Genomic DNA, 26093 nt, shown 5'->3' with positions numbered 1-26093 from the left:
CGTCTGCATATTCTCGGAGTGGGTGCGTCCATGGCTGATGACGAGAAGCTTCTCGAGAATCTCAGGTGGGTCACCGGCGAGCTGCGGCAGGCGCGCACCCGCGTGCGCGAGCTCGAGGCGGAGGCCCACGAGCCGATCGCCATCGTCGGCATGGGGTGCCGCTACCCGGGCGGGATCGAGACGCCCGAGCAGCTGTGGGACTTCGTCGCCGCCGGCGCCGACGCGGTGGGCCCGTTCCCGGACGACCGCGGCTGGGACCTGGCCGCGCTGTACGACCCCGACCCCGACCACGCCGGCACCTCCTACGCGAACCAGGGCGCGTTCCTGCACGGCGCCGGGGACTTCGACGCCACCCTGTTCGGCATCTCCCGGCGCGAGGCCATCGCCATGGACCCGCAGCAGCGGCTGCTGCTGGAGGTCTCGTGGGAGGCCATCGAACGCGCCGGGATCGACGTGTCGACCCTGCACCGCAGCCGTACCGGCGTCTTCGTCGGCACCGCCGGCCAGGACTACGCCACCGTGCTGCGCAACCCGCCCGAGGGCGTCGAGGGGTACGTCCTCACCGGCACCGCCGCCAGCGTCATCTCGGGCCGCCTGGCGTACACCTTCGGCTTCGAGGGCCCCGCCGTCACCATCGACACCGCCTGCTCGTCGTCGCTGGTCGCCCTGCACCTGGCGAGCCAGGCCCTGCGCCGCAACGAGTGCTCGCTCGCGATCGCCGGCGGCGTCACCGTGCTCGCCACCCCGGGCGCCTTCGTCGAGTTCTCCCGCCAGCGCGGCCTCGCCGCCGACGGGCGCTGCAAGTCCTTCGCGGCCGCGGCCGACGGCACCGGCTGGGCCGAGGGCGCCGGCGTCCTCGTCCTCGAGCGCCTGCGCGACGCCCAGCGGCTCGGCCACCCGATCCTCGCCGTCGTGCGCGGCTCCGCCGTGAACCAGGACGGCGCCAGCAGCGGGCTCACCGCCCCGAACGGCCCGTCGCAGCAGCGCGTCATCCAGCAGGCCCTCGCCGACGCCCGGCTCACGACCGCGGACGTCGACGCGGTCGAGGCGCACGGCACCGGTACCCGCCTCGGCGACCCCATCGAGGCGCAGGCGCTGCTGGCCACCTACGGGCAGGGCCGCGACCGGCCGCTGTGGCTCGGCTCGGTCAAGTCGAACATCGGGCACACGCAGGCCGCGGCCGGGGTCGCGGGCGTCATCAAGATGGTCCAGGCGCTGCGCCACGGGGTGCTGCCCCGGACCCTGCACGCCGCCGAGCCGACGCCGCACGTGGACTGGGACGCGGGGGCGGTGTCGCTGCTCGACGCGGACGTGCCGTGGCCCGCGGCGGAGCGGCCGCGCCGGGCCGGGGTGTCGTCGTTCGGCATGAGCGGTACCAATGCCCACGCCATCATCGAGGAAGCGCCACCGGTCGCACTCGGCGAGCCCGCCGAGCCGGCCCCGGCCGCAGCCCTGCCGGTCACGCCGGTCGTGCTCTGCGCGGCGGACGAGCGGGCCCTCGCCGGGCAGGCCGCGCGCTGGGCCGGCTGGCTGCGCGACGCTCCGGCGGCGGCGCTCGCGGACATCGGCTGGTCCTCGGTCGCGTCGCGGTCGGCGCTCGACCACCGCGCCGTCGTCCTGGCCTCCGACCGGGACGAGCTGCTGGCCGGACTGTCCGACCTGACCGGCGCGGTCGTCGGCGTCGCGGTCCCGGAGCGCCGGGTCGGCGTGCTGTTCTCGGGCCAGGGCGCGCAGCGGGCCGGGATGGGTGCGGGTCTGGACTTCCCGGTGTTCAAGCGGGTGTACGCCGAGGTGCGCGGGCATTTCGGTGAGCTGCCGGACGAGCGGATCGACGACACGGAGATCACCCAGCCGGCGTTGTTCGCGATCGAGGTCGCCCTGTATGAGCAGTTGAAGGCGTGGGGTCTGCAGCCGTCGGTGGTGGGTGGGCATTCGATCGGTGAGCTGGTCGCGGCGTACGTGGCCGGGGTGTGGTCGCTGGAGGACGCCTGCAAGGTGGTGGCGGCCCGGGCTCGGTTGATGCAGGCCCTGCCTTCTGGTGGCGGGATGCTGGCGGTCGGGGCTCCGGTGGAGGACGTGCCCGAGGGTGTGTCGGTGGCTGCGATCAATGGGCCGAATGCGTGGGTGTTGTCGGGTCCGGCCGAGTTGCTGCCGGAGTTCCCGGGGGTTCGGACGAGTCGGCTGCGGGTGTCGCATGCGTTCCACAGCGCGTTGGTGGAGCCGATGCTGGACGAGTTCCGCGCGGTCCTGGACACCGTTACGTTCAACCCGCCGCGGCTGCCGATCGTCTCCAATGTCACCGGTGGGCTGATCTCCGAGTTCGATGCCGACTACTGGGTGCGGCACGTGCGGGGCACGGTGTTGTTCGCGGACAATGTGGCCGCGATGCGCGAGGCCGGGGTCGACACCTTCGTGGAGGTCGGGCCGGACGCCATTCTGGCGCCGCACCTGCCGTCCGACGAGGCGGTCGTGGTCGCCTCGCTGCGCCGCGGACGCGACGAGGCCGAGTCGCTGCTGCGGGCCGTCGCCGGGCTGTTCGTCGCCGGCGTCGACATCGACTGGAGCGCGGTCCTCGGCGGCGGGCGGAAGATCGACCTGCCGACGTACGCGTTCCAGCGCGAGCGGTACTGGCTGGAGAACACGGCCGTCCGCACCCTCTCCGGCGCCGGCCACCCGCTGCTCGACGCGGTCATCCGGGTCGCCGGCGACGACGTCGTCCTCGCCACCGGCCGGCTCTCCCTCGCCGCCCAGCCCTGGCTCGCCGACCACGTCGTGGGCGGGGCCGTGGTCGTCCCCGGCACGGCGCTGGTCGAGATGGTGGTGCGGGCCGGCGACGAGGTCGGCGCGGGCGCCCTCAGCGAGCTGACCCTCCTCAACCCGCTGGTCCTGCCGCCGACCGGGGGCGTGACCGTGCAGGTCCAGGTGGGCGAGACCGTCACGGTGTACTCCCGCCAGGACGACGACCCCGACTGGACCCGCCACGCCGAGGGCACGTTCGGCGGCGCGGACACCCCCGCCCCTACGCTCACGTGGCCCCCGGCGGGCGCGGCCGAGGTGCCCGTCGACGACTGGTACGCGCACACCGCCGTCTCGTACGGCCCGGCGTTCCAGGGCCTGCGCCGCCTCTGGCGCGGCGACGGCGAGGTCTACGCCGAGGTCGCCCTGAGCGGACCGGCCGCCGACACGGCGGGCGCGTTCGCGGTGCACCCGGCGCTGCTCGACGCCGCCCTGCACCCGGTCGGCCTGCTCGACCCCGCGGCCGGGCTGCCGTTCGTGTTCGGCGGGGTCCGGGTTCACGCCGTCGGTGCCACGGCGCTGCGCGTGCGGGTGCGCGGCGACGCGGAGTCCGGGTTCGAGGTCGTCGCGGCCGACGAGTCCGGCCGGCCGGTCGTGTCCATCGACCGCGTCGTGCTCCGCGAGGTCGCCGCCGGCCCGGTCGCCGACCGGGCCGCGTCCCGCTGGCTGTTCGAGCTGGACTGGCGGCCCCGCGAGGTCGGCCCGGCGCCGCTGCCGGCCGACGTGGACGTGTGGCGGATGGCCCCGGGCACGTCGATGGAGCTGGTGCTGGGGCGGGTGCGGGAGACGCTTGCGGGCTCGGGCCGGCTGGTCGTGGTGAGCGAGGGTGCGGTCGGGCGGATCACGGATCTGGACGCCGCGTCGGCGTGGGGTCTGGTGCGGTCGGCGTCGTCGGAGCATCCTGGCCGTTTCATGCTGGTCGACGGTGAGGCGGCGCCGGAGCTGCTGGGCGGGTTGATCGCGGCGGGGATCGGTGAGGCGGCGGTCCGCGACGGCTCGGTGCTGGTGCCGAGCCTGGTGCGGGCCGGTGGCCTGCCGGCGCCGGACGGTCTCTGGCGGCTCGAGAACCGGGGCACCGGCACGGTCGAGGGCGTGGACCTCGTGGGCTACGCGCGCGCCGAGCTCGGCCCGGACGAGGTGCGGGTCGAGGTCCGCGCCGCCGGGCTCAACTTCCGTGACGCGCTCATCGCCCTCGGGATGTACCCGGACCCGGCCGCGACGATGGGCAGCGAGGCCGCCGGCGTGGTGGTCGAGGTCGGCTCGGACGTCACCGGCGTGGCCGTCGGCGACCGGGTCATGGGCGTGTTCGACGCGGCCATCGGGCCGGAGGCGGTCGCGGACCGCAACCGGGTCGCCCGCTTCCCGGACGGTTGGACGTTTGCGCAGGCGGCGTCGGTACCGGTCGTCTTCCTCACGGCCTACTACGGTCTGCGGGACGTGGCGGCCCTGGTGCCCGGCGAGTCGGTGCTGATCCATGCCGGCGCGGGTGGTGTGGGCATGGCGGCGATCCAGCTGGCGCATCACTGGGGTGCGACGGTGTACGCCACCGCGAGTCCGGCGAAGTGGCCGGCGGTGCTGGGTCTGGGTGTGGATGCGTCGCGGCTGGCGTCGTCGCGCACGACGGAGTTCGAGGCGAAGTTCGCGCCGGGTGTCGATGTCGTGCTCAACGCGTTGACGGGTGAGTTCATCGACGCGTCGCTGCGGCTGCTGCCGCCGGGTGGCCGGTTCGTGGAGCTGGGCAAGGCCGACTTGCGCGACCCGGACGGCGTGGCCTACACGGCCTTCGACCTCGGCGACGTCCCGGGCCCGCGCATCCAGCAGATGCTGACCGAGCTCGTCGCCCTGTTCGAGCGGGGCGTGCTGGAGCCGCTGCCGATCCAGGCCTTCGACGTCCACAAGGCCCCCGACGCCCTGCGGATGCTGTCCCAGGCCCGCCACGTCGGCAAGGTCGTGCTGACCCTGCCGCGCCGGTGGGACCCGGACGGCACGGTGCTCATCACCGGCGGCGGGACGATCGCCGGGGTCATCGCCCGGCACCTGCTGGAGAGCGGGACTGTCGCCCGGGTGGTGCAGGCCTCCCGGCACGGCGACGTCGTGTGCGACGTGCGCGACCGGGACGCCGTGTTCGCGCTCGTCGACTCCATCCCGGACCTGACCGCCGTCGTCCACACCGCCGGCGTCCTCGCCGACACCCTGGTCGAGTCCATGACCGCCGAAGACCTCGCCACCGTCGCCGGACCCAAGGCCGACGGCGCCCGGCACCTGCACGAGGCCACCGCGGGCCGCGACCTGGCCGGGTTCGTGCTGTTCTCCTCCCTCGCCGCGACCATCGGCAGCCCGGGGCAGGGCAACTACGCGGCCGCCAACGCCTACCTCGACGCCCTCGCCCAGCTCCGCCACCAGCAGGGCCTCCCCGCGACCAGCCTCGCCTGGGGCATGTGGGCGCAGACCGGCGGCATGGCCGCGGGCCTGGACGCCGGCGCGCAGGGGCGCCTCTCGGCCGGCGGCATGGTCGCGCTGGAGGCCGACCAGGGCGCGGCCCTCTTCGCCGCCGCCGTGCGCTCCGGCCGGCCGTTGCTGATCCCCGCCCGGCTGGAGGCCCCGCGCCCCGGCGCGACCGTTCCTCCGATCCTTCGAGACGTGTTCGGTACCGCCCGCCCGCGCGCCCAGGCCGCCCCGGCGACGACCACGACGCTCACCGACCGCCTCGCCGGCCTCGCCCCCGCCGACGCCCAGCGGCTCGTCGTCGACACCGTCTGCGCCCAGGCCGCCCTGGTGCTCGGCCACGGCGGCGGCACCGCGATCGCGGCCACCCGGGCCTTCAAGGACCTCGGCTTCGACTCCCTCACCTCGGTCGAGCTGCGCAACCGCCTCGCGACGCTGACCGGCGTGCGGCTGCCCGCCACCCTCGTCTTCGACCACCCCACCCCGAACCGGCTCGCGGCGCACCTCCTGCGCGAGCTCGACCTGACCACCGACGACGCCCTCCCGGCCGCCCCCGCCCCGGCGCCGGCCCCCGCCGACGACCCGATCGTCATCATCGGCATGGCGTGCCGGTTCCCGGGCGGCGTCACCACTCCGGACGAGCTGTGGGACCTCGTGCGCGACGGGGTCGACGCGATCGACGGGTTCCCGGTGGACCGGGGCTGGGACCTCGACCGGCTCGGCGACACCTCCCACACGCGGCGGGGCGGGTTCCTGCGCGACGCGGCCCTGTTCGACCACGCGTTCTTCGGCATCAGCCCGCGCGAGGCCCTGGCCATGGACCCGCAGCAGCGGCTCCTGCTGGAGACCACCTGGGAGGCCTTCGAGAACGCCGGCATCGACCCCGCCACCCAGGCGGGCCGCCCGACGGGCGCGTTCATCGGCGCGGCCTCCTCGAACTACGCCGCCGGAGCCGAGCAGACCGCCCTCGACGGGCACCTGCTCACCGGGACCGCCGGCAGCGTCGCCAGCGGCCGCGTCTCCTACGTGTTCGGGCTCGAAGGACCGGCCGTCACCGTCGACACCGCCTGCTCGTCCTCGCTGGTCGCCCTGCACCTCGCCGCCCAGTCGCTGCGGCAGGGGGAGTGCACCCTGGCCGTCGCGGCCGGAGCGGCGATCATGGCCACGCCCGGCATGTTCACCGAGTTCTCCCGCCAGGGCGGCCTGTCCACCGACGGCCGGTGCAAGTCGTTCGCCGGCGCCGCGGACGGGACGGGCTGGGCCGAGGGCGTCGGCGTGCTGCTCGTGGAGCGGCTGTCGGACGCGCGGCGGCTCGGCCACCCGATCCTCGCCGTCGTCGCCGGGTCCGCCGTCAACCAGGACGGCGCCTCGAACGGGCTCACGGCCCCGAACGGCCCCTCGCAGCAGCGCGTCATCCGCCAGGCCCTGGCCAGTGCCGGGCTCGAACCGTCCGACGTGGACGCCGTCGAGGCCCACGGCACCGGCACGGTCCTCGGCGACCCGATCGAGGCCCAGGCCGTCCTCGCCACCTACGGCCAGGACCGCCCCGCCGACCGTCCGCTGTGGCTCGGCTCGATCAAGTCGAACATCGGCCACGCCCAGGCCGCCGCCGGGGTCGCCGGCATCATCAAGATGATCCAGGCCATGCGCCACGGCGTGCTCCCGCGAACCCTGCACGTCGACGAGCCCACGCCCCACGTCGACTGGACCGCCGGCGCCGTCGCGCTGCTCACCGAGGCCCAGGCGTGGCCCTCGCCGGACCGTCCGCGCCGGGCCGGGGTCTCGTCGTTCGGGATCAGCGGCACCAACGCCCACGTGATCCTCGAGGAGCCGCCCGCGGCCGTCGCCCCGGTGCCGGAGGCATCGCCGGTCGGGCTGGTGCCGCCGGTCGGGCTGGTGCCGGCGGTCGTGCCGCTGCCCGTCTCCGGCCGCGGCGAGGCCGCGCTGCGCGCCCAGGCCGCTCGGCTGCACGCCGCCCTCACCGGGGAGCCCGGACTCGGCCTCGTCGACCTCGGCCACTCGCTCGCCGCGACCCGCGCCCGGCACTCGCACCGGTCCGCGCTGGTCGTGCGGACCCGCGACGAGGCCGTCGAGGCGCTCGCCCGGCTGGCGGGGGAGCCGGCCGCCGCCGAGCCCGCGCAGGACCCGGGGCCGATCGTCTTCGTCTTCCCCGGCCAGGGCTCGCAGTGGGAGGGCATGGCCGTCGACCTGCTCGACGCCTCGCCGCTCTTCCGGGACCGTCTGCAGGCCTGCGCCGCGGCCCTCGCCCCGCACGTCGACTGGGTGCTCGAGGACGTGCTGCGCGGCCGGCCCGGCGCGGCGTCCCTCGACCGGGTCGACGTCGTCCAGCCGGCCCTGTTCGCGGTCATGGTCTCCCTCGCCGAGCTCTGGCGGGCCTGCGGGGTCCGGCCGGACGTCGTCGTCGGGCACTCGCAGGGCGAGATCGCCGCGGCCTGCGTCGCCGGGGCGCTGTCCCTCGAGGACGCGGCCCGGATCGTCGCCGTGCGCAGCCGCGCGCTGGTCCCGCTCGGCGGCCGGGGCGGGATGCTCGCGGTCTCCGTGTCCGAGGCGGACGCGGCCGCGCTGATCGAACCGTGGGGCGACGAGCTGTCGATCGCGGCGGTGAACGGTACCGCCGCCGCAGTCGTCTCCGGCGCCCTCGAAGCACTGACGGCGCTCGAGGGCGTCTGCGCCGAGCGGGACATCCGGTTCCGGCGGCTGCCCGTCGACTACGCCTCGCACTCGGCGCAGGTGGAGCCGGTCCGCGACGAACTGCTCGCGGCCCTCGCCGGAGTCGAGCCGCGCCCCTGCGACATCGCGTTCTACTCGACGGTCACCGCCGGCCTCGTCGACACCGGGTCGCTCGACGCCGCGTACTGGTACGACAACCTCCGCCGCCCCGTCCGCCTCCAGCCGGTCGTGAGCCGCCTGATCGAGGCCGGCCACCGCGTCTTCGTCGAGGTGTCCCCGCACCCGGTGCTCAAGGCCGGCCTGCAGGAGGACCTCGACGCCGCCGCCGGCCTGGCCGTCGGCTCGCTGCGCCGGCACGAGCACGGCGCCCGGGAGCTGCTGACGAACGCCGCCGAGCTGTTCGCCCACGGCGTCGACGTCGACTGGAGCGCGCTCTTCGCCGGCTCCGGCGGCCGCCCGGTGCCGCTGCCCACGTACGCGTTCCAGCGGGAGCGCTTCTGGCTGGCCGCGGGCGGGCTCGGCGACGTGTCGGGCGCCGGCCTGGGCGTCACCGGCCACCCCCTGCTCGGCGCGGTCGTGTCGGTCGCGGGCGACGGCGGCGTGCTGCTCACCGGCCGGCTGTCGCTGGCGGCCCAGCCCTGGCTCGCGGACCACGTGGTCGGCGGCGCGGTCGTCGTGCCCGGCACCGCGCTGGTCGAGATGGTGGTGCGGGCCGGCGACGAGGTCGGCGCGGTCGCCCTGGAGGAGCTGACCCTCCTGGCCCCGCTGGTCGTGCCGCCGACGGGCGGGGTGACCGTGCAGATCCACGTGGGCTCCTCCGTCACGGTGTACTCCCGCCCGGACGACGACCCCGACTGGACCCGCCACGCCGAGGGCACCTTCGGCGACGCGGACACCCCCGCCCCCACGTTCGCCTGGCCCCCCGCCGGCGCGGCCGACGTCCCCGTGGACGACTGGTACGCCCGCTCCGCCGTCGCCTACGGGCCGGCGTTCCAGGGCCTGCGCCGTCTCTGGCGCACCGGCGACGCGGTGTACGCCGAGATCGCCGTCGACGGCCTCGCGACCGACGCGTTCGCGATCCACCCCGCGCTGCTCGACGCCGCCCTGCACCCGATCGGCGCGCTCGACCCCACGGCCGGGCTGCCGTTCGTGTTCGGCGGGGTCCGGGTTCACGCCACCGGCGCCACGGCGCTGCGCGTGCGGGTCCGCGGCGACGCCGAGTCCGGGTTCGAGATCGTCGCGGCCGACGAGTCCGGCCAGCCGGTCGTGTCCATCGACCGCGTCGTGCTGCGCGAACCCACCGGCGACCGTACGGCCGACCGGTGGGTGTTCGAGCTCGACTGGCAGCCGCGCCCGGTCGGCCCGGCGCCGCTGCCCGCCGACGTGGACGTGTGGCGGATGGGCCCCGGCACGTCGATGGAGCTGGTGCTGGAGCGGGTGCGGGAGACGCTTGCGGGCTCGGGCCGGCTGGTCGTGGTGAGCGAGGGTGCGGTCGGGCGGATCACGGACCTGGACGCCGCGTCGGCGTGGGGTCTGGTGCGGTCGGCGTCGTCGGAGCATCCCGGCCGCTTCACGCTGGTCGACGGTGAGGCGGCGCCGGAGCTGCTGGGCGGGTTGATCGCGGCGGGGATCGGTGAGGCGGCGGTCCGCGACGGCTCGGTGCTGGTGCCGAGCCTGGTGCGGGCCGGTGGCCTGCCGGCGCCGGACGGTCTCTGGCGCCTGACGAGCCTGGGCGCCGGAACCGTGGACGGCGTCGGGCTGGTCGGCCTCGACCGCCCGGCCCTCGACGCCGGTCAGGTGCGGGTCGAGATCCGCGCCGCCGGGCTCAACTTCCGCGACGTGCTCATCACCCTCGGCATGTACCCCGACCCCGACGCGGTCATGGGCAGCGAGGCCGCCGGCGTCGTCGCCGAGGTCGGCCCCGGCGTCACGGATCTGGCCGTCGGCGACCGGGTCATGGGCATGTTCGACGGCGCCGCCGGCCCGGAGGCGGTCACGGCCCGGGACCGCCTGGTGCGCTTCCCGGACGGCTGGACGTTCGCGCAGGCGGCGTCGGTACCGGTCGTCTTCCTCACCGCCTACTACGGTCTGCGCGACCTCGCGGGCCTCTCCGACGGCGAGTCGGTGCTGATCCACTCCGGCGCGGGCGGCGTGGGCATGGCCGCGATCCAGCTGGCGCATCACTGGGGTGCGACGGTGTACGCCACCGCCAGTCCCGCGAAGTGGCCCACGGTCGTCGGTCTGGGTGTGGACGAATCCCGGCTGGCGTCGTCGCGTACGACGGAGTTCGAGGCGAAGTTCGCGCCGGGTGTGGATGTCGTGCTCAACGCGTTGACGGGCGAGTTCATCGACGCGTCGCTGCGGCTGCTGCCGCCTGGTGGCCGGTTCGTGGAGCTGGGCAAGGCCGACTTGCGCGACCCGGACGGCGTGGCCTACACGGCCTTCGACCTCGGCGACGTGCCCGGCGCCCGCATCCAGGAGATGCTCCTCGACATCCTCGGCCTCTTCGAGCGGGGCGTGCTCAAGCCGCTGCCCGTGCGGGCCTTCGACGTCCGCAAGGCCCCCGACGCCCTGCGGCTGCTGTCCCAGGCGCGGCACACCGGCAAGCTGGTGCTGACCCTGCCGCGCCGGTGGGACCCGGACGGCACGGTGCTCATCACCGGCGGCGGGACGATCGCCGGGGTCATCGCCCGGCACCTGCTGGACAGCGGCACGGTCGCCCGGGTGGTGCAGGCCTCCCGGCACGGCGACGTCGTGTGCGACGTGCGCGACCGGGACGCGGTGTTCGCGCTGGTCGACTCCATCCCGGACCTGACCGCCGTCGTGCACACCGCCGGCGTCATCGCCGACACCCTGGTCGAGTCCATGACGCCCGACGACCTCCACACCGTCGCCGGCCCGAAGGTGGACGGGGCCCGGCACCTGCACGAGGCCACCGCGCACCGCGACCTGGCCGGGTTCGTCCTGTTCTCCTCCCTCGCCGCGACCCTCGGCAGCCCCGGGCAGGGCAACTACGCGGCCGCCAACGCCTACCTGGACGCGCTCGCGCACCAGCGGCGGCAGCAGGGCCTCCCGGCGACCAGCCTCGCGTGGGGCCTGTGGGAGCGGACCAGCGCCATGACCGCACACGTCAGCGAGCGCGCGGTCGCCGCGATCACCGACGCGCAGGGGATCGCGCTGTTCGACGCCGCCCGGCGGGCCGACGCGCCGCACATGGTGCTGCTGCCGTTGTCGGGGAAGCGTCCGGCGGTACCGGAGGATCAGATCCCGCCGCTCCTGCGTGACCTGGTCCGGGCCCGCGGCACCCGCCGCCGCGTCGCCGCCGCGGCGGACACGGCCTCGGCCCGCGACCGGCTGGCCGCGCTCGCCCCCGACGAGCGACGCGCCCGGCTCGTCGAGCTGGTGTCGGCCGCCGCCGCCTCGGTGCTCGGGTTCTCCTCCGCCGAGCCGCTCCAGCCGCACCGGCCGTTCAAGGACGTCGGCTTCGACTCGCTCACCTCCGTCGAGCTGCGCAACCGGCTCGGCGCCGCGACCGGGCTGCGGCTGCCGACCACGCTCGCCTTCGACTACCCGACCCCGGCCGCGCTCGCCGAGCACCTCGACCGCGAGATCGCCGGCGCGCCGGTCGAGCAGCGGCCGGTGCTCGTCGCCGCGGCGACCGACGAGCCCATCGCGATCGTCGGCATGAGCTGCCGCTTCCCGGGCGGTGTCGGCTCGCCCGACGAGCTGTGGGACCTGGTGTCGTCCGGCACCGACGCGATCGGCGACTTCCCGGCCGACCGCGGCTGGGGCGTCGAGGCGGTCGGGGAAGGCGCGATCCGCCAGGGCGGGTTCCTGCACGACGCCGCCGACTTCGACGCCGAGTTCTTCGGCATCAACCCGCGCGAGGCCCTCGCCATGGACCCGCAGCAGCGGCTGCTGCTCGAGGGCTCCTGGGAGGCGATCGAGCGGGGCGGGATCGACCCGACGACGCTGCGCGGCACCCGCACCGGCGTGTTCGTCGGCCTGATCTACCACGACTACGCGTCGCGGGCCACGGGCGGCTCGGGCGAGCTCGACGGGTACATCGGCAACGGCAGCGCGGGCAGCATCGCGTCGGGCCGGATCGCGTACACCTTCGGCCTGGAAGGCCCGGCCGTCACCGTCGACACCGCGTGCTCGTCCTCGCTGGTGGCGCTGCACCTGGCCGCCCAGTCGCTGCGGCACCACGAGTGCGACGCCGCCCTCGTCGGCGGCGTCACCGTCATGTCGACGCCGGGCATGCTCGCCGAGTTCGCGCGGCAGGGCGGCCTCTCGCCCGACGGCCGCTGCAAGGCCTTCGGCTCCGGAGCCCGGGGCACCGGCTTCGCCGAGGGCGTCGGCATGCTGCTCGTCGAGCGACTCTCCGACGCCCGGCGGCTCGGCCACACCGTCCTCGCGGTCGTGCGCGGCTCGGCCATCAACCAGGACGGCGCCAGCAGCGGCCTGACCGCCCCGAACGGCCCCGCCCAGCAGCGGGTCATCCGCCAGGCGCTCGCCACCGCCGGGCTGGGCCCGTCCGACGTGGACGCGGTCGAGGCGCACGGCACCGGCACGACGCTCGGCGACCCGATCGAGGCCCAGGCGCTGCTGGCCACCTACGGGCAGGATCGGGACCAGCCGCTGTACCTCGGCTCCGTCAAGTCGAACATCGGCCACGCGCAGGCCGCCGCCGGTGTCGCCGGGGTCATCAAGATGGTCCTGGCGATGCGGCACGGCGTGCTGCCCCGGACGCTGCACGTGGACGAGCCGACGTCGCACGTGGACTGGTCGGCCGGGCGGGTGTCCCTGCTGGCCGAGCCGCGGCCGTGGCCGGCCCTCGACCGCCCGCGCCGCGCCGCCGTGTCGTCGTTCGGCATCAGCGGCACGAACGCCCACGTGATCCTGGAGGCGTTCGAGCAGCCGGCCCCCGAGCCGGTCGAGGCTTCCACGCTGGTGCCGCTGGTGGTGTCGGCGCGTTCGGCGGAGGCGGCGCGTGCGTATGCCGAGCGTCTGACTCCGGGTGCGGACACGGGTCGTTCGCTGCTGTCGCGGGCCCGGTTCGACCACCGCATGGTGGTGCTGCCGGGTGAGCCGGTGGTGGGTGTCGCCGCGGCCCGCCGGGTCGGCGTGCTGTTCTCGGGCCAGGGCGCCCAGCGCGCGGGGATGGGTGCTGGTCTGGACTTCCCGGTGTTCAACCGGGTGTACGCCGAGGTGCGTGCGCATTTTGGTGAGCTGCCGGACGAGCGGATCGACGACACGGAGGTCACGCAGCCGGCGTTGTTCGCGATCGAAGTCGCGTTGTATGAGCAGTTGAAGGCGTGGGGTCTGCAGCCGTCGGTGGTTGGTGGTCATTCGATCGGTGAGCTGGTCGCGGCGTACGTGGCCGGGGTGTGGTCGCTGGAAGACGCCTGCAAGGTGGTCGCGGCCCGGGCCCGGCTGATGCAGGCGCTCCCGGCCGGTGGGGGGATGCTGGCGGTCGGGGCTCCGGTGGAGGACGTGCCCGAGGGCGTGTCGGTGGCTGCGATCAACGGGCCGAACGCGTGGGTGTTGTCGGGTCCGGCCGAGTTGCTGCCGGAGTTCCCGGGGGTTCGGACGAGTCGGCTGCGGGTGTCGCATGCGTTCCATTCGGCGTTGATGGAGCCGATGCTGGCCGAGTTCCGCGAGGTCTTGGAAGGCGTCACCTTCCATCCGCCGCAGATTCCCATCGTCTCCAATGTCACCGGTGGGCTGATCTCCGAGTTTGATGCCGACTATTGGGTGCGGCATGTGCGGGGCACGGTGTTGTTCGCCGACAATGTGGCCGCGATGCGCGAGGCCGGGGTCGACACGTTCGTTGAAGTTGGGCCGGACGCGGTTCTGGTGCCGCATCTGCCGGTCGATGACGCGGTGGTGGTTGGTACGTTGCGGCGGAACCGGGACGAGCGGGAGTCGCTGCTGCGGGCCGTTGCCGAGCTGTTCGTGGCCGGCGTCGACATCGACTGGAGCACCACGTTCACCGGCGGGCGGGTCGTCGAGCTGCCGACCTACGCGTTCCAGCGGCGGCGCTACTGGCTGGAGAGCACGGCCGTCGGCGATGTCTCCGGGGCCGGGCTGGGCGTGACCGGCCACCCGCTGCTCGGCGCCGTCATGTCCGTGGCCGGCGACGGTGGCGTGGTGCTGACCGGGCGGCTCTCGGTCGCGGCTCAGCCCTGGCTCGCCGACCACGTCGTCGGCGGGGCCGTGGTCGTGCCCGGCACCGCGCTGGTCGAGATGGTGGTGCGGGCCGGGGACGAGGTCGGCGCGGTCATGCTCGAGGAGCTGACGCTGGTCGCGCCGCTCGTGCTGCCGTCCGCCGGGAGCGTCGCCGTGCAGGTGCGCGTCGGCGAGGCGGACGCGACGGGCCGGCGTCCGGTGACGGTGCACTCGCGCCTCGACGACGGCGACGAGTGGACGCGCCACGCCGACGGGTCGCTCGGCGCCGCGGACGAGCACGGGGCCTCCTTCGACCGGCCCGCCGACGCCGTGGAGGTGCCGATCGGCGACTGGTACGCGCCCGGCGCCGTCACCTACGGGCCGACGTTCCAGGGGCTGCGACGCGTCTGGCGCGGCGGCGACGCCGTCTACGCCGAGGTCGCGCTGCCCGCCCCGGCCGGCTCGTTCGCCGTGCACCCGGCGCTGCTCGACGCCGCGCTGCACGCCATCGCCTTCCTCGGCCACGACGGCCCCGCGGGCGACGGAGCGTGGCTGCCGTTCGTGTTCGGCGGGGTCCGGGTCCACGCCGCCGGCGCCACGGCCCTGCGGGTCCGCGTCCGCGGCGACGTCGCCACCGGGGTCGAGCTCGTCGCCGTCGACGAGACCGGGCAGCCGGTCGTGTTTATCGAGCGGGTCGTGCTCCGGGCGCTCACCGCCGACCTCACCGCCGACCGTACCGCCGCCCGCTGGCTCTTCGAGCTCGGCTGGCAGCCGCGCGAGGTCGGCCCCGCCGAGCTGCCCGCCGACGTGGACGTGTGGCGGATGGCCCCCGGCACCTCCATGGACCTGGTGCTGCAGCGGGTGCGGGAGACGCTCGCCGGCCCGGGCCGCCTGGTCGTCGTGACCCAGGGCGCGGTCGGCCGGATCACCGACCTCGCCGGCGCGTCCGCGTGGGGCCTGGTGCGCTCGGCGTCCGCCGAGCACCCCGGACGCCTCACGCTGGTCGAGGGTGACGCCGCCCCCGAACTCCTCGGCGGCCTGATCGCGGCCGGCATCGGCGAGGCGGCGGTGCGGGACGGCTCGATCCTCGTCCCCGCCCTGGCCCGGGCCGCCGGCGGCCCGGAGACGCCCGACGGGCCCTGGCGGCTCGTGAACCTGGGCGCCGGGACGGTCGAGGGCGTCGGGCTCGTCGCCTGTGAACGCCCGAGCCTGGAGACCGGGCAGGTGCGGGTCGAGATCCGCGCCGCCGGGCTCAACTTCCGTGACGTGCTCATCGCCCTCGGCATGTACCCCGACCCCGGCGCCGTGATGGGCATCGAGGCCAGCGGCGTCGTCGCGGAGGTCGGCCCGGACGTCACCGGCCTGGCCGTGGGGGACCGGGTCATGGGCATGTTCGACGGCGCGATCGGGCCCGAGGCGGTGACGGCCCGGGACCGCCTGGTGCGCTTCCCGGACGGTTGGACGTTCGCGCAGGCGGCGTCGGTACCGGTCGTCTTCCTCACGGCCTACTACGGTCTGCGGGACGTGGCGGGCCTGGCGCCCGGCGAGTCGGTGCTGATCCATGCCGGCGCGGGTGGTGTGGGCATGGCCGCGATTCAGCTGGCGCATCACTGGGGTGCGACGGTGTATGCCACGGCCAGTCCGGCGAAGTGGCCGGCGGTGCTGGGTCTGGGTGTGGATGCGTCGCGGCTGGCGTCGTCGCGTACGACGGAGTTCGAGGCGAAGTTCGCGCCGGGTGTGGATGTCGTGCTCAACGCGTTGACGGGCGAGTTCATCGACGCGTCGCTGCGGCTGCTGCCGCCTGGTGGCCGGTTCGTGGAGCTGGGCAAGGCCGACTTGCGCGACCCGGACGGCGTGGCCTACACGGCCTTCGACCTCGGCGACGTGCCCGGCCCCCGCATCCAGGAGATGCTGCTCGACATCGTCGCCCTGTTCGAGCGCGGCGCCCTCCAGCCGCTGCCCGTCCACGCGTTCGACGCCCGGCGCGCACCCGACGCGCTGCGCACCCTGTCGCAGGCCCGCCACATCGGCAAGCTGGTCCTGACCCTGCCGCGCCGGTGGAACCAGGACGGCACGGTCCTCATCACCGGCGGCGGCGCCCTGGCCGACGTCATCGCCCGGCACCTGCTGGAGAGCGGGACTGTCGCCCGGGTGGTGCAGGCCTCCCGGCACGGCGACGTCGTGTGCGACGTGCGCGACCGGGACGCCGTGTTCGCGCTCGTCGACTCCATCCCGGACCTGACCGCCGTCGTGCACACGGCCGGCGTCCTCGCCGACACCCTGGTCGAGTCCATGACCGCCGAGCAGCTCGACGCGGTGCTCGGGCCGAAGGCGGACGGGGCCCGGCACCTGCACGAGGCCACCGCGCACCGCGACCTGGCCGGGTTCGTGCTGTTCTCCTCGATCGCCGCCACCCTCGGCAGCGCCGGCCAGGCCAACTACGCGGCCGCCAACGCCTACCTCGACGCCCTCGCCCAGCTCCGCCACCAGCAGGGCCTGCCCGCCACGAGCGTCGGCTGGGGCCTGTGGGCGCAGACCGGCGGCATGACCGCCGGGCTCGACGCCGGGGCCCGCGGCCGCATGGCCTCCGGCGGCATCGGGGCCCTGGAGCCCGCCCAGGGCACCGCCCTGTTCGACGCGGCCGTCCACTCGGGGCGCCCCGCACTCGTCGCCGCCCGCCTGGAGGCCCCGCGCGACGGCACCCCGGTGCTCCCGATCCTCCGGGACCTGTTCGGCGGCGGACGACCCCGCGCCCGAGCCGGCCGCCCCACGGGCACGGACCTGGCCGACCGGCTTGCCGGCCGCGCCCCGGACGACGCCCGGCAGCTCGTCGTCGACACCGTCTGCGCCCAGGCCGGGCTCGTCCTCGGCGGCGGCACCGCGATCGCGGAGACGAAGGCGTTCAAGGAGCTGGGCTTCGACTCGCTCACCTCAGTCGAGCTGCGCAACCGCCTCGCGACGCTGACCGGCCTGCGGCTGCCGGCCACGCTCGTGTTCGACTACCCGACGCCGAGCCGGCTGGGCGCGTACATCCTCGACCAGCTGCGACCCGGCGACCCGGCCGCGAGCACGGTCCGGCCCGCCGCGCCGGCCCCCGCGGACGACCCGATCGTCATCGTCTCGATGGCGTGCCGCTTCCCGGGCGGCGTCACCACCCCGGACGAGCTGTGGGACCTCGTGCGCGACGGCGTCGACGCGATCGACGGGTTCCCGGTGGACCGGGGCTGGGACCTCGACCGGCTCGGCGACACCTCCCACACGCGGCGGGGCGGGTTCCTGTACGACGCCGCCGACTTCGACGCCGGCTTCTTCGGCATCAGCCCGCGCGAGGCCCTGGCCATGGACCCGCAGCAACGGCTCCTGCTGGAGACCACCTGGGAGGCCTTCGAGAACGCCGGCATCGACCCCACCGCCCTGGTCGGCACCCAGACCGGCACCTTCGTCGGCCTCATCCACCACGACTACTTCACCCAGCTGACCGGCTCCGCCGCCGAGGTCGAGGGGTACGTCGCCAACGGCTCCGCCGGCAGCGTGGCCTCGGGCCGGGTGGCGTACGTGTTCGGCCTCGAAGGCCCGGCCGTCACCATCGACACCGCCTGCTCCTCCTCGCTGGTCGCCCTGCACCTGGCCGCCCAATCGCTGCGGCAGGGCGAGTGCGATCTCGCCCTCGCCGGCGGCGTGACGGTGATGGCCACCCCGGGCGCCTTCGAGGAGTTCTCGCGGCAGCGCGGCCTCTCGGCGGACGGCCGCTGCAAGTCCTTCGCCGGCGCCGCGGACGGCACCGGCTGGTCGGAGGGCGTCGGCGTGCTGCTGGTAGAGCGGCTGTCGGACGCGCGGCGGCTCGGGCACCCGGTCCTCGCCGTGGTCGCCGGGTCGGCCATGAACCAGGACGGCGCCTCGAACGGTCTGACGGCCCCGAACGGCCCGTCGCAGCAGCGCGTGATCCGCCAGGCCCTCGCCGGCGCCGGCCTGCACCCGTCCGACGTGGACGCGGTCGAGGCCCACGGCACCGGCACGCGGCTCGGCGACCCGATCGAGGCCCAGGCCGTCCTCGCGACCTACGGCCAGGACCGCGAGCGCCCGCTGTGGCTCGGCTCCATCAAGTCGAACATCGGCCACGCCCAGGCCGCCGCGGGCGCCGCGGGCATCATCAAAATGGTCATGGCCATGCGCCACGGCGTCCTGCCGCGGACCCTGCACGTGGACGAGCCCACCCCGCACGTCGACTGGACGGCCGGCTCGGTGTCGCTGCTGACGGAGGCGCAGCCGTGGGCCCCGACCGACCGTCCCCGGCGGGCGGCGGTGTCGTCGTTCGGCATCAGCGGCACGAACGCCCACGTGATCCTGGAGTCGGTCGAGGAGCCGGTGGTCGAGCCGGTCGAGTCGTCCGCGTTGGTGCCGCTGGTGGTGTCGGCGCGTTCGGCGCAGGCGGCCCGCGCGTTTGCCGATCGCCTGACCCCGGGCGCGGACACGGGACGTTCGCTGCTGTCGCGGGCCCGGTTCGATCACCGGCTGGTGGTGCTGCCGGGCGAGACGGTGACGGGTGTCGCCAAGGCCCGCCGGGTCGGGGTGCTGTTCTCGGGCCAGGGCGCCCAGCGGGCCGGGATGGGTGCTGGTCTGGACTTCCCGGTGTTCAACCGGGTCTACGCCGACGTGCGGTCCCACTTCGGTGAGCTGCCGGACGAGCGGATCGACGACACGGAGATCACCCAGCCGGCGCTGTTCGCGATCGAAGTCGCGTTGTATGAGCAGTTGAAGGCGTGGGGTCTGCAGCCGGCGGTGGTTGGTGGTCATTCGATCGGTGAGCTGGTGGCGGCGTATGTGGCCGGGGTGTGGTCGCTTGAGGACGCATGCAAGGTGGTGGCGGCCCGGGCGCGGCTGATGCAGGCCCTGCCGCCAGGCGGGGGCATGCTCGCGGTCGGCGCTCCGGTGCAGCAGGTCCCGGATGGCGTTTCCGTAGCGGCGATCAACGGGCCGAACGCGTGGGTGTTGTCCGGTCCGGCGGAGTTGCTGCCGGAGTTCCCTGGGGTTCGGACGAGTCGGTTGCGGGTGTCGCATGCGTTCCATAGCGCGTTGATGGAGCCGATGCTGGAGGAGTTCCGCGCGGTTCTCGACACGGTCACGTTCAACCCGCCGCAGATTCCGATCGTCTCGAACGTCACCGGCGGGCTGATCTCCGGGTTCGATGCCGACTATTGGGTGCGGCATGTGCGGGGCACGGTGCTGTTCGCGGACAACGTGGCCGCGATGCGCGAGGCCGGGGTCGACACCTTTGTCGAAGTTGGGCCGGACGCGGTGCTGGTGCCGCATCTGCCGGTCGATGACGCGGTGGTGGTTGGTACGTTGCGGCGGAACCGGGACGAGCCGGAGGCGCTGCTGCGGGCCGTTGCCGAGCTGTTCGTGGCCGGCGTCGACATCGACTGGAGCACCACGTTCACCGGCGGGCGGGTCGTCGGGCTGCCGAACTACGCGTTCCAGCGCGAGCGGTTCTGGCCCGCGCCCGCGCCGATGCCGGCCGAGGACGACTCCTTCTGGGCCGCCGTCGACCGCGCCGACATCGGCGAACTCGTCGCCCAGCTCGGCGAGCACACCCGGGCCTCGCTCGACACGCTCGTGCCGGCCCTGTCGTCGTGGCGGCAGCAGCGCGGGCGGGGGAAGATCCTCGACTCCTGGTCGTACCGCACCGAGTGGACCCCGCTGCCGGCCCCGGCCGGCGCCACACTGCCCGGCCGGTGGCTCGTGCTCGGCGACACCGGAGACACCGCCGGCATCACCGCCGACCTGCGCGCGGCCGGAGCCGCCGTCGACACCGACGCGGGCACGCTCGGCGACCTCGGCGGCGTGGTCCTGGTCGAGCCGAGCCCGGACGAGCTGCTGGACCTGCTGCGCCGCCTCGACACGGACGGGTCGGGCGCGAAGGTCTGGTGCGTGACCCGGCGTACCGATGCCGAATCCAGCGTCCTGTGGGGGCTCGGCCGGGTCGTCTCGCTCGAGCAGCCGGCCCGGTGGGGCGGGCTCATCGACCTGCGCGACGGCGGCGGCATCGCGGGCGTGCTCGCCGGAGGCCCCGAGGACCAGGTCTCGGTCCGCGGATCCGAGGTGTTCGGGCGGCGGCTCGTGCGCGCACCCCTCGCCACCGAGCAGTCCTGGACGCCGACCGGCGCCGTGCTCATCACCGGCGGCACCGGCGCCCTCGGCGGCCGGATCGCCCGCTGGGTGCTCGGCAACGGCGCCGACCGGGTCGTGCTGCTGTCGCGGCAGGGCGGCAACGCGCCCGGCGCCGCCGAGCTCACCGCGCTCGGCAAGGTCGACATCGTCCAGTGCGACATCACCGACCGCGACGCCCTCGCCCGGGTCGTCGACCCGATCACCGACCTGAGCGCCGTCGTGCACGCGGCCGGCATCCAGGGCGAGTCGATCCCGGTGGCCGAGCTGACGGCGGCTCAGCTGGCGGCGGTACTGCGCCCGAAGGTGACCGGCGCCCGCAACCTCGACGCCGTCACGCGCGACCGGCACCTCGACGCGTTCGTCCTCTTCGGCTCGATCGCCGGCACCTGGGGCAGCGCCGGCCAGGCCGCCTACAGCGCCGCCAACGCGGCCCTCGACGGGCTCGCCGCCGACCGCCGCGCCCGCGGCCTCCGCGCGACCTGCGTGGCCTGGGGACCCTGGGCCGACGGCGGGATGGCGACCCCCGAGGCGCAGGAGCACCTGCTGCGCCGCGGCCTCGCGGCGATGGACCCGGACCTCGCCGTCGCCGCGCTCGCCCAGGCCGTCGGGCGGGACCTGACCTCCGTGACCGTCGCCGACGTGCGCTGGGACCGGTTCGCGCCCGCGTTCACCTCGGCCCGGCCCCGCCCGCTCATCGAGGACCTGCCCGAGGTCCGGGACGTGCTCGCGGCGGCCGCCGCGGCCGCCACGGACGACGACGGCGCGGCCCGGCTGCGCGACCGGCTCGCCGGGCTCGGCCGGCCGGACCAGGACCGGCTGCTGACCGACCTGGTGCGGACCGAGGCCGCGGCCGTCCTGCACGCCGGCGCCGCGACCGTCGACGCCCACCGGGCCTTCAAGGAGCTCGGGTTCGACTCCCTCACCGCGGTCGACCTGCGCAACCGGCTCAAGTCCGCGACCGGGCTGAGCCTGCCGACCACCCTCGTCTTCGACCACCCGAGCCCGGCCGCCCTCGCCGCCCACCTGCGCGAGCAGCTGCTCGGCGCCGACGCCGAGCCCGCCGACGCGGCCGAGGCCGAGCTGCGCCGCGTCCTGGCCACCATCCCGATCGCGCGGTTCCGCGAGGCGGGCTTGCTCGACCTCGTCCTCCAGCTCGGTTCGGGCAACACCGCCGACACCGCCGACACCGGCCCGGAGGCCGAGCGGGGCGAGCTGATCGACGAGATGGACACCGACAGCCTCGTGCGGCTCGCGCTGGAAAGCGCCGAGTCCTGACCAACGCTGAAGTTCGGAGCGCATGATGTCCCAGCCGGACGACAAGGTCGTAGCAGCACTTCGCGCGTCGCTGAAGGAGGCCGGGCGCCTCAAGCAGCTCAACCAGCAGCTCATCGCGAAGTCCCGGGAGCCCATCGCGATCGTCGGGATGGCCTGCCGCTACCCGGGCGGCGTCTCGACCCCGCAGCAGCTGTGGGACCTCGTCGCGGCCGAGGGCGACGCCATCGGCGGGTTCCCGGCCGACCGCGGCTGGGACCTGGAGGCGCTGCGGGCCGGCGGCGGTGACGAGGCCGGCACGTCGCACACGAACCAGGGCGGCTTCCTGTACGACGCCGCCGACTTCGACGCCGGCTTCTTCGGCATCAGCCCGCGCGAGGCCCTGGCCATGGACCCGCAGCAGCGGCTGCTGCTGGAGACGGCGTGGGAGGCGTTCGAGGCGGCCGGGATCGCACCCGGCTCCGTCAACGGCCACCAGACCGGCGTCTTCGTCGGCACCGCCGCCACCGGCTACGGCCTCGGCGCCGACGGCGACATCGACGGCGTCGACGAGGGCTACATCATGACCGGCAGCGCGACCAGCGTCGTGTCCGGCCGCGTCGCCTACACCCTCGGCCTCGAGGGCCCCGCGATCACCATCGACACCGCCTGCTCGTCCTCGCTCGTCGCGCTGCACCTCGCCGTCCAGGCGCTGCGGCAGGGCGAGTTCGACCTGGCCCTCGCCGGCGGCGTCACCATCATGTCCACGCCCGGCCCGTTCGTGGGCTTCTCGCGGCAGAACGGCCTGGCCCGCGACGGCCGGTGCCGCTCGTTCGCGGGATCCGCCGACGGTACGGGCTGGGCCGAGGGCGTCGGCCTCCTCCTCGTCGAGCGCCTCTCCGACGCGCAGCGGCTCGGCCACCCCGTCCTCGCCGTCGTGCGGGGCAGCGCGATCAACCAGGACGGCGCCTCCAACGGCCTCACCGCCCCGAACGGCCCCGCCCAGCAGCGCGTCATCCGCCAGGCCCTCGCCAACGCCGGACTGGGCGCCGCGGACGTCGACGTCGTCGAGGCCCACGGCACCGGCACCCGCCTCGGCGACCCGATCGAGGCCCAGGCGCTGCTGGCCACCTACGGCCAGGACCGCGAACAGCCGCTCTGGCTCGGCTCGATCAAGTCGAACATCGGCCACACCCAGGCCGCCGCCGGGGTCGCCGGCATCATCAAGATGGTCATGGCGATGCGCCACGGCGTGCTGCCCCGCACCCTGCACGTGGACGAGCCCACCGCGCACGTCGACTGGACCGCCGGCGCCGTCTCCCTGCTCACCGAGGGCCGCGACTGGCCCGCGCTCGACCGCCCCCGCCGCGCCGCCGTCTCCTCGTTCGGGGTGAGCGGCACCAACGCGCACACGATCCTCGAGCAGGCCCCGGCCGCCCCGGCCGCGGAGCCGCCCGCCGAGACCCTCGCGCTGCCCGCCGTGCCGGTGATCCTGTCCGGGCGCGGCGAGCGCGGGCTCGCCGGGCAGGCGGCGAAGTGGGCGAGCTGGCTGCGCGACGACACGACCGCGCCCCTCGCCGACCTCGGCTGGTCCTCGGTGGTGTCGCGCTCGCCCCTGGAGCACCGCGCCGTGGTGCTCGCCGCGGACCGCGACCGGCTCCTCGCCGGCCTGTCCGACCTGACCGGCGCGGTCGTCGGCGTCGCGGCCCCGGAGCGCCGGGTCGGCGTGCTGTTCTCGGGCCAGGGCGCCCAGCGCGCGGGGATGGGCTCGGGGTTGCGTGATTTCCCGGTGTTCAAGCGGGTGTACGCCGAGGTGCGGTCCCGCTTCGGTGAGCTGCCGGATGAGCGGATCGACGACACGGAGGTCACGCAGCCGGCGTTGTTCGCGATCGAGGTGGCCCTCTACGAGCAGTTGAAGGCGTGGGGTCTGCAGCCGTCGGTGGTTGGCGGTCATTCGATCGGTGAGCTGGTCGCGGCGTACGTGGCCGGGGTGTGGTCGCTGGAAGATGCCTGCAAGGTGGTCGCGGCTCGGGCTCGGCTGATGCAGGCCCTCCCGGCCGGCGGGGGCATGCTGGCGGTCGGAGCGCCCGTTCACCAGGTCCCGGATGGTGTTTCGGTAGCGGCGATCAACGGGCCGAACGCGTGGGTGTTGTCCGGTCCGGCCGAGTTGCTGCCGGAGTTCCCCGGGATCCGCACCAGCCGCCTGCGGGTGTCGCACGCGTTCCACTCGGCGTTGATGGAGCCGATGCTGGAGGAGTTCCGCGCGGTTCTTGACACGGTCACGTTCAACCCGCCGCAGATGCCCATCGTCTCGAACGTCACCGGTGGGCTGATCTCCGAGTTCGACGCGGACTACTGGGTGCGGCATGTGCGGGGCACGGTGTTGTTCGCCGACAATGTGGCCGCCATGCGCGAGGCCGGAGTCGACACCTTCGTTGAAGTCGGGCCGGACGCGGTGCTCGTGCCGCATCTGCCGGCCGAGGACGCCGTCGTGGTCGCCTCGCTGCGGCGGAACCGGGACGAGCCCGAGACGCTGCTGCGGGCCGTTGCCGAGCTGTTCGTGGCCGGCGTCGACGTCGACTGGCGGGCCGTGTTCGGCGACGGGCGGCGGGTCGTCCCGCTGCCCACCTACGCCTTCCAGCGCGAGCGCTACTGGCCCTCGACCGTCGCCGCGCCCACCGAGGCCGAGGACGCCTCGTTCTGGGCCGCCGTCGACCGCTCCGACGTCGGCGAGCTCGTCGCCCAGCTCGGCGAGCACACCCGCGCCTCGTGGGACGTGCTGCTGCCGGCGCTGAGCTCCTGGCGGCAGACCCGCGGCCGGAGCCGGACCATCGACTCCTGGACGTACCGCGTCGAGTGGGCCGCCCGCGGCGCCGCGCCCTCGGGCGCGGCCGTGCCCGAGGGCAGCCGGTGGCTGCTCGTGGCCGGGGACGACACCGGCCTGGCGGACCGCGTCCAGGCCGAGCTGACCCGGCGGGGCATGCTGGTCGACCGGGAACCCGGCGGCGACTACGCGCGGGTGGTGTGCGTGGCCCCGTCGGCCGCGGACGTGGCCGCCCTCGTCAACGAGCGGCCCGACACCCCGCTGTGGATCGTCACGCGGCGCGCCGTGGCCGTCGGCGACGCCGATCCGGCCGTGGACGTCGACGCCGCCGCCGTCTGGGGGCTCGGCCGGGCGATCGCGCTCGAGCGGCCGGGGGCGTGGGGCGGGCTGCTCGACCTTCCGGCGCAGCCGGACGAACGCGGATGGACCGCCGCCGGCGACGCGCTCACCGGGGACGGGCACGAGGACCAGGTCGCCGTCCGCGACTCCGGGACGTTCCACCGGCGGCTGGTACGGGCCGCCGCGGGCGGCCGGGCCGAGTGGCGGCCGGCCGGCACGGTACTCATCACCGGCGGGACCGGCGCCCTCGGCGCCCGGGTGGCGCGGTGGGCGGCGAGCAACGGCGCCGCCCACGTGGTGCTGACCAGCCGGCGCGGCGAGGCGGCCCCGGGCGCCGCCGAGCTGCGCGACGAGCTCGCGGCGCTCGGCGCGGGCGTCTCGATCGTCGCGTGCGACATCAGCCGCCGCGACGACGTGGTCCGGCTCCTCGCCGGGCTGGCCGACCGGCCGATGCTCACCGCCGTCGTGCACGCCGCCGGCGTGAGCCACATCAAGCCCCTCGCCGACCTCGAACCGGGCGAGCTGGCCGAGGTCATGGCCGCGAAGGTCGACGGCGCCCGGTGGCTCGACGAGCTGCTCGGCGACGCCCCGCTGGACGCGTTCGTCCTCTTCGGCTCGATCGCGGGCACGTGGGGCAGCGGGGGCCAGGCCGCGTACAGCGCGGCGAACGCGGCCCTCGACGGGCTCGCCGCGAGCCGCCGGGCGCGCGGCCTGCGGGCGACGTGCGTCTCCTGGGGACCGTGGGCCGACGGCGGCATGGCGACCGCCGAGGCCCAGGAGCACTTGGGCCGCCGCGGCCTGGCCGCCATGGACCCGGACCTCGCGGTGACCGCGCTCGCCCGGGCCGTCGGCCGGGACGCCACCGCGGTGACCGTCGCCGACGTGCGCTGGGCGCAGTTCGCGCCCGCGTTCGTGTCCGCGCGGCCCCGCCCGCTCATCGAGGACATCGACGACGTCCGGGCCGCCCTGGCCGCCGCCGAGGAACCCGCCGGGGCCGGCTCGTCGCAGCTGCGCCAGCGCCTGCTCGGCGTCGACCGGGCGGCACAGGACCGCCTGCTCACCGACCTCGTCCGGGACCACGCCGCCGCCGTCCTCGGGCACGCCGGCGCCGAGGCGGTCGAGGCGGGCCGGGCCTTCAAGGAGCTCGGCTTCGACTCGCTCACCGCGATCGACCTGCGCAACCGGCTCAATGCGGCGACGAAGCTCAGCCTGCCGACCACGCTCGTCTTCGACCACCCGAACCCGGTCGCGCTCGCCGCACACCTCCGCGAGCGGCTGCTCGGCGAGGCGTCGGACCTGCGGCTCCGGCCGGTCGCCGCGGCGCGCCCCGAGGACGAGCGCATCGCGATCGTCGGCATGAGCTGCCGGTACCCCGGAAACGTCACGAACCCCGACGAGCTCTGGGACC

2 protein-coding genes (1 of these 2 running past the window's edge) are annotated in these 26093 nt (G+C 75.3%); both read left to right on the top strand.

Annotated features, from left to right (window positions below):
* Nucleotides 1-18: 18 nt before the first annotated feature.
* A complete protein-coding gene (locus ACQP1P_RS26255; RefSeq protein WP_433073811.1) occupies nt 19-21546 on the top strand; it encodes an SDR family NAD(P)-dependent oxidoreductase in 21528 nt (7175 codons plus the stop codon).
* Between the two features lie 25 nt (nt 21547-21571).
* On the top strand, nt 21572-26093 hold the 5' end (the start) of the coding sequence (locus ACQP1P_RS26250; protein WP_433090131.1) for a type I polyketide synthase. Its footprint extends 22505 nt past the window's final position; 4522 of the gene's 27027 nt are visible here — the first part of the coding sequence; its start codon is at nt 21572-21574; the stop codon falls past the right edge of the window.

It is taken from the genome of Dactylosporangium sp. CA-052675, assembly GCF_050947935.1.
Classification (GTDB): domain Bacteria; phylum Actinomycetota; class Actinomycetes; order Mycobacteriales; family Micromonosporaceae; genus Dactylosporangium.
Note: the sequence above shows the minus strand (reverse complement) of the source record. Positions and strands in the feature narration are given on the sequence as shown.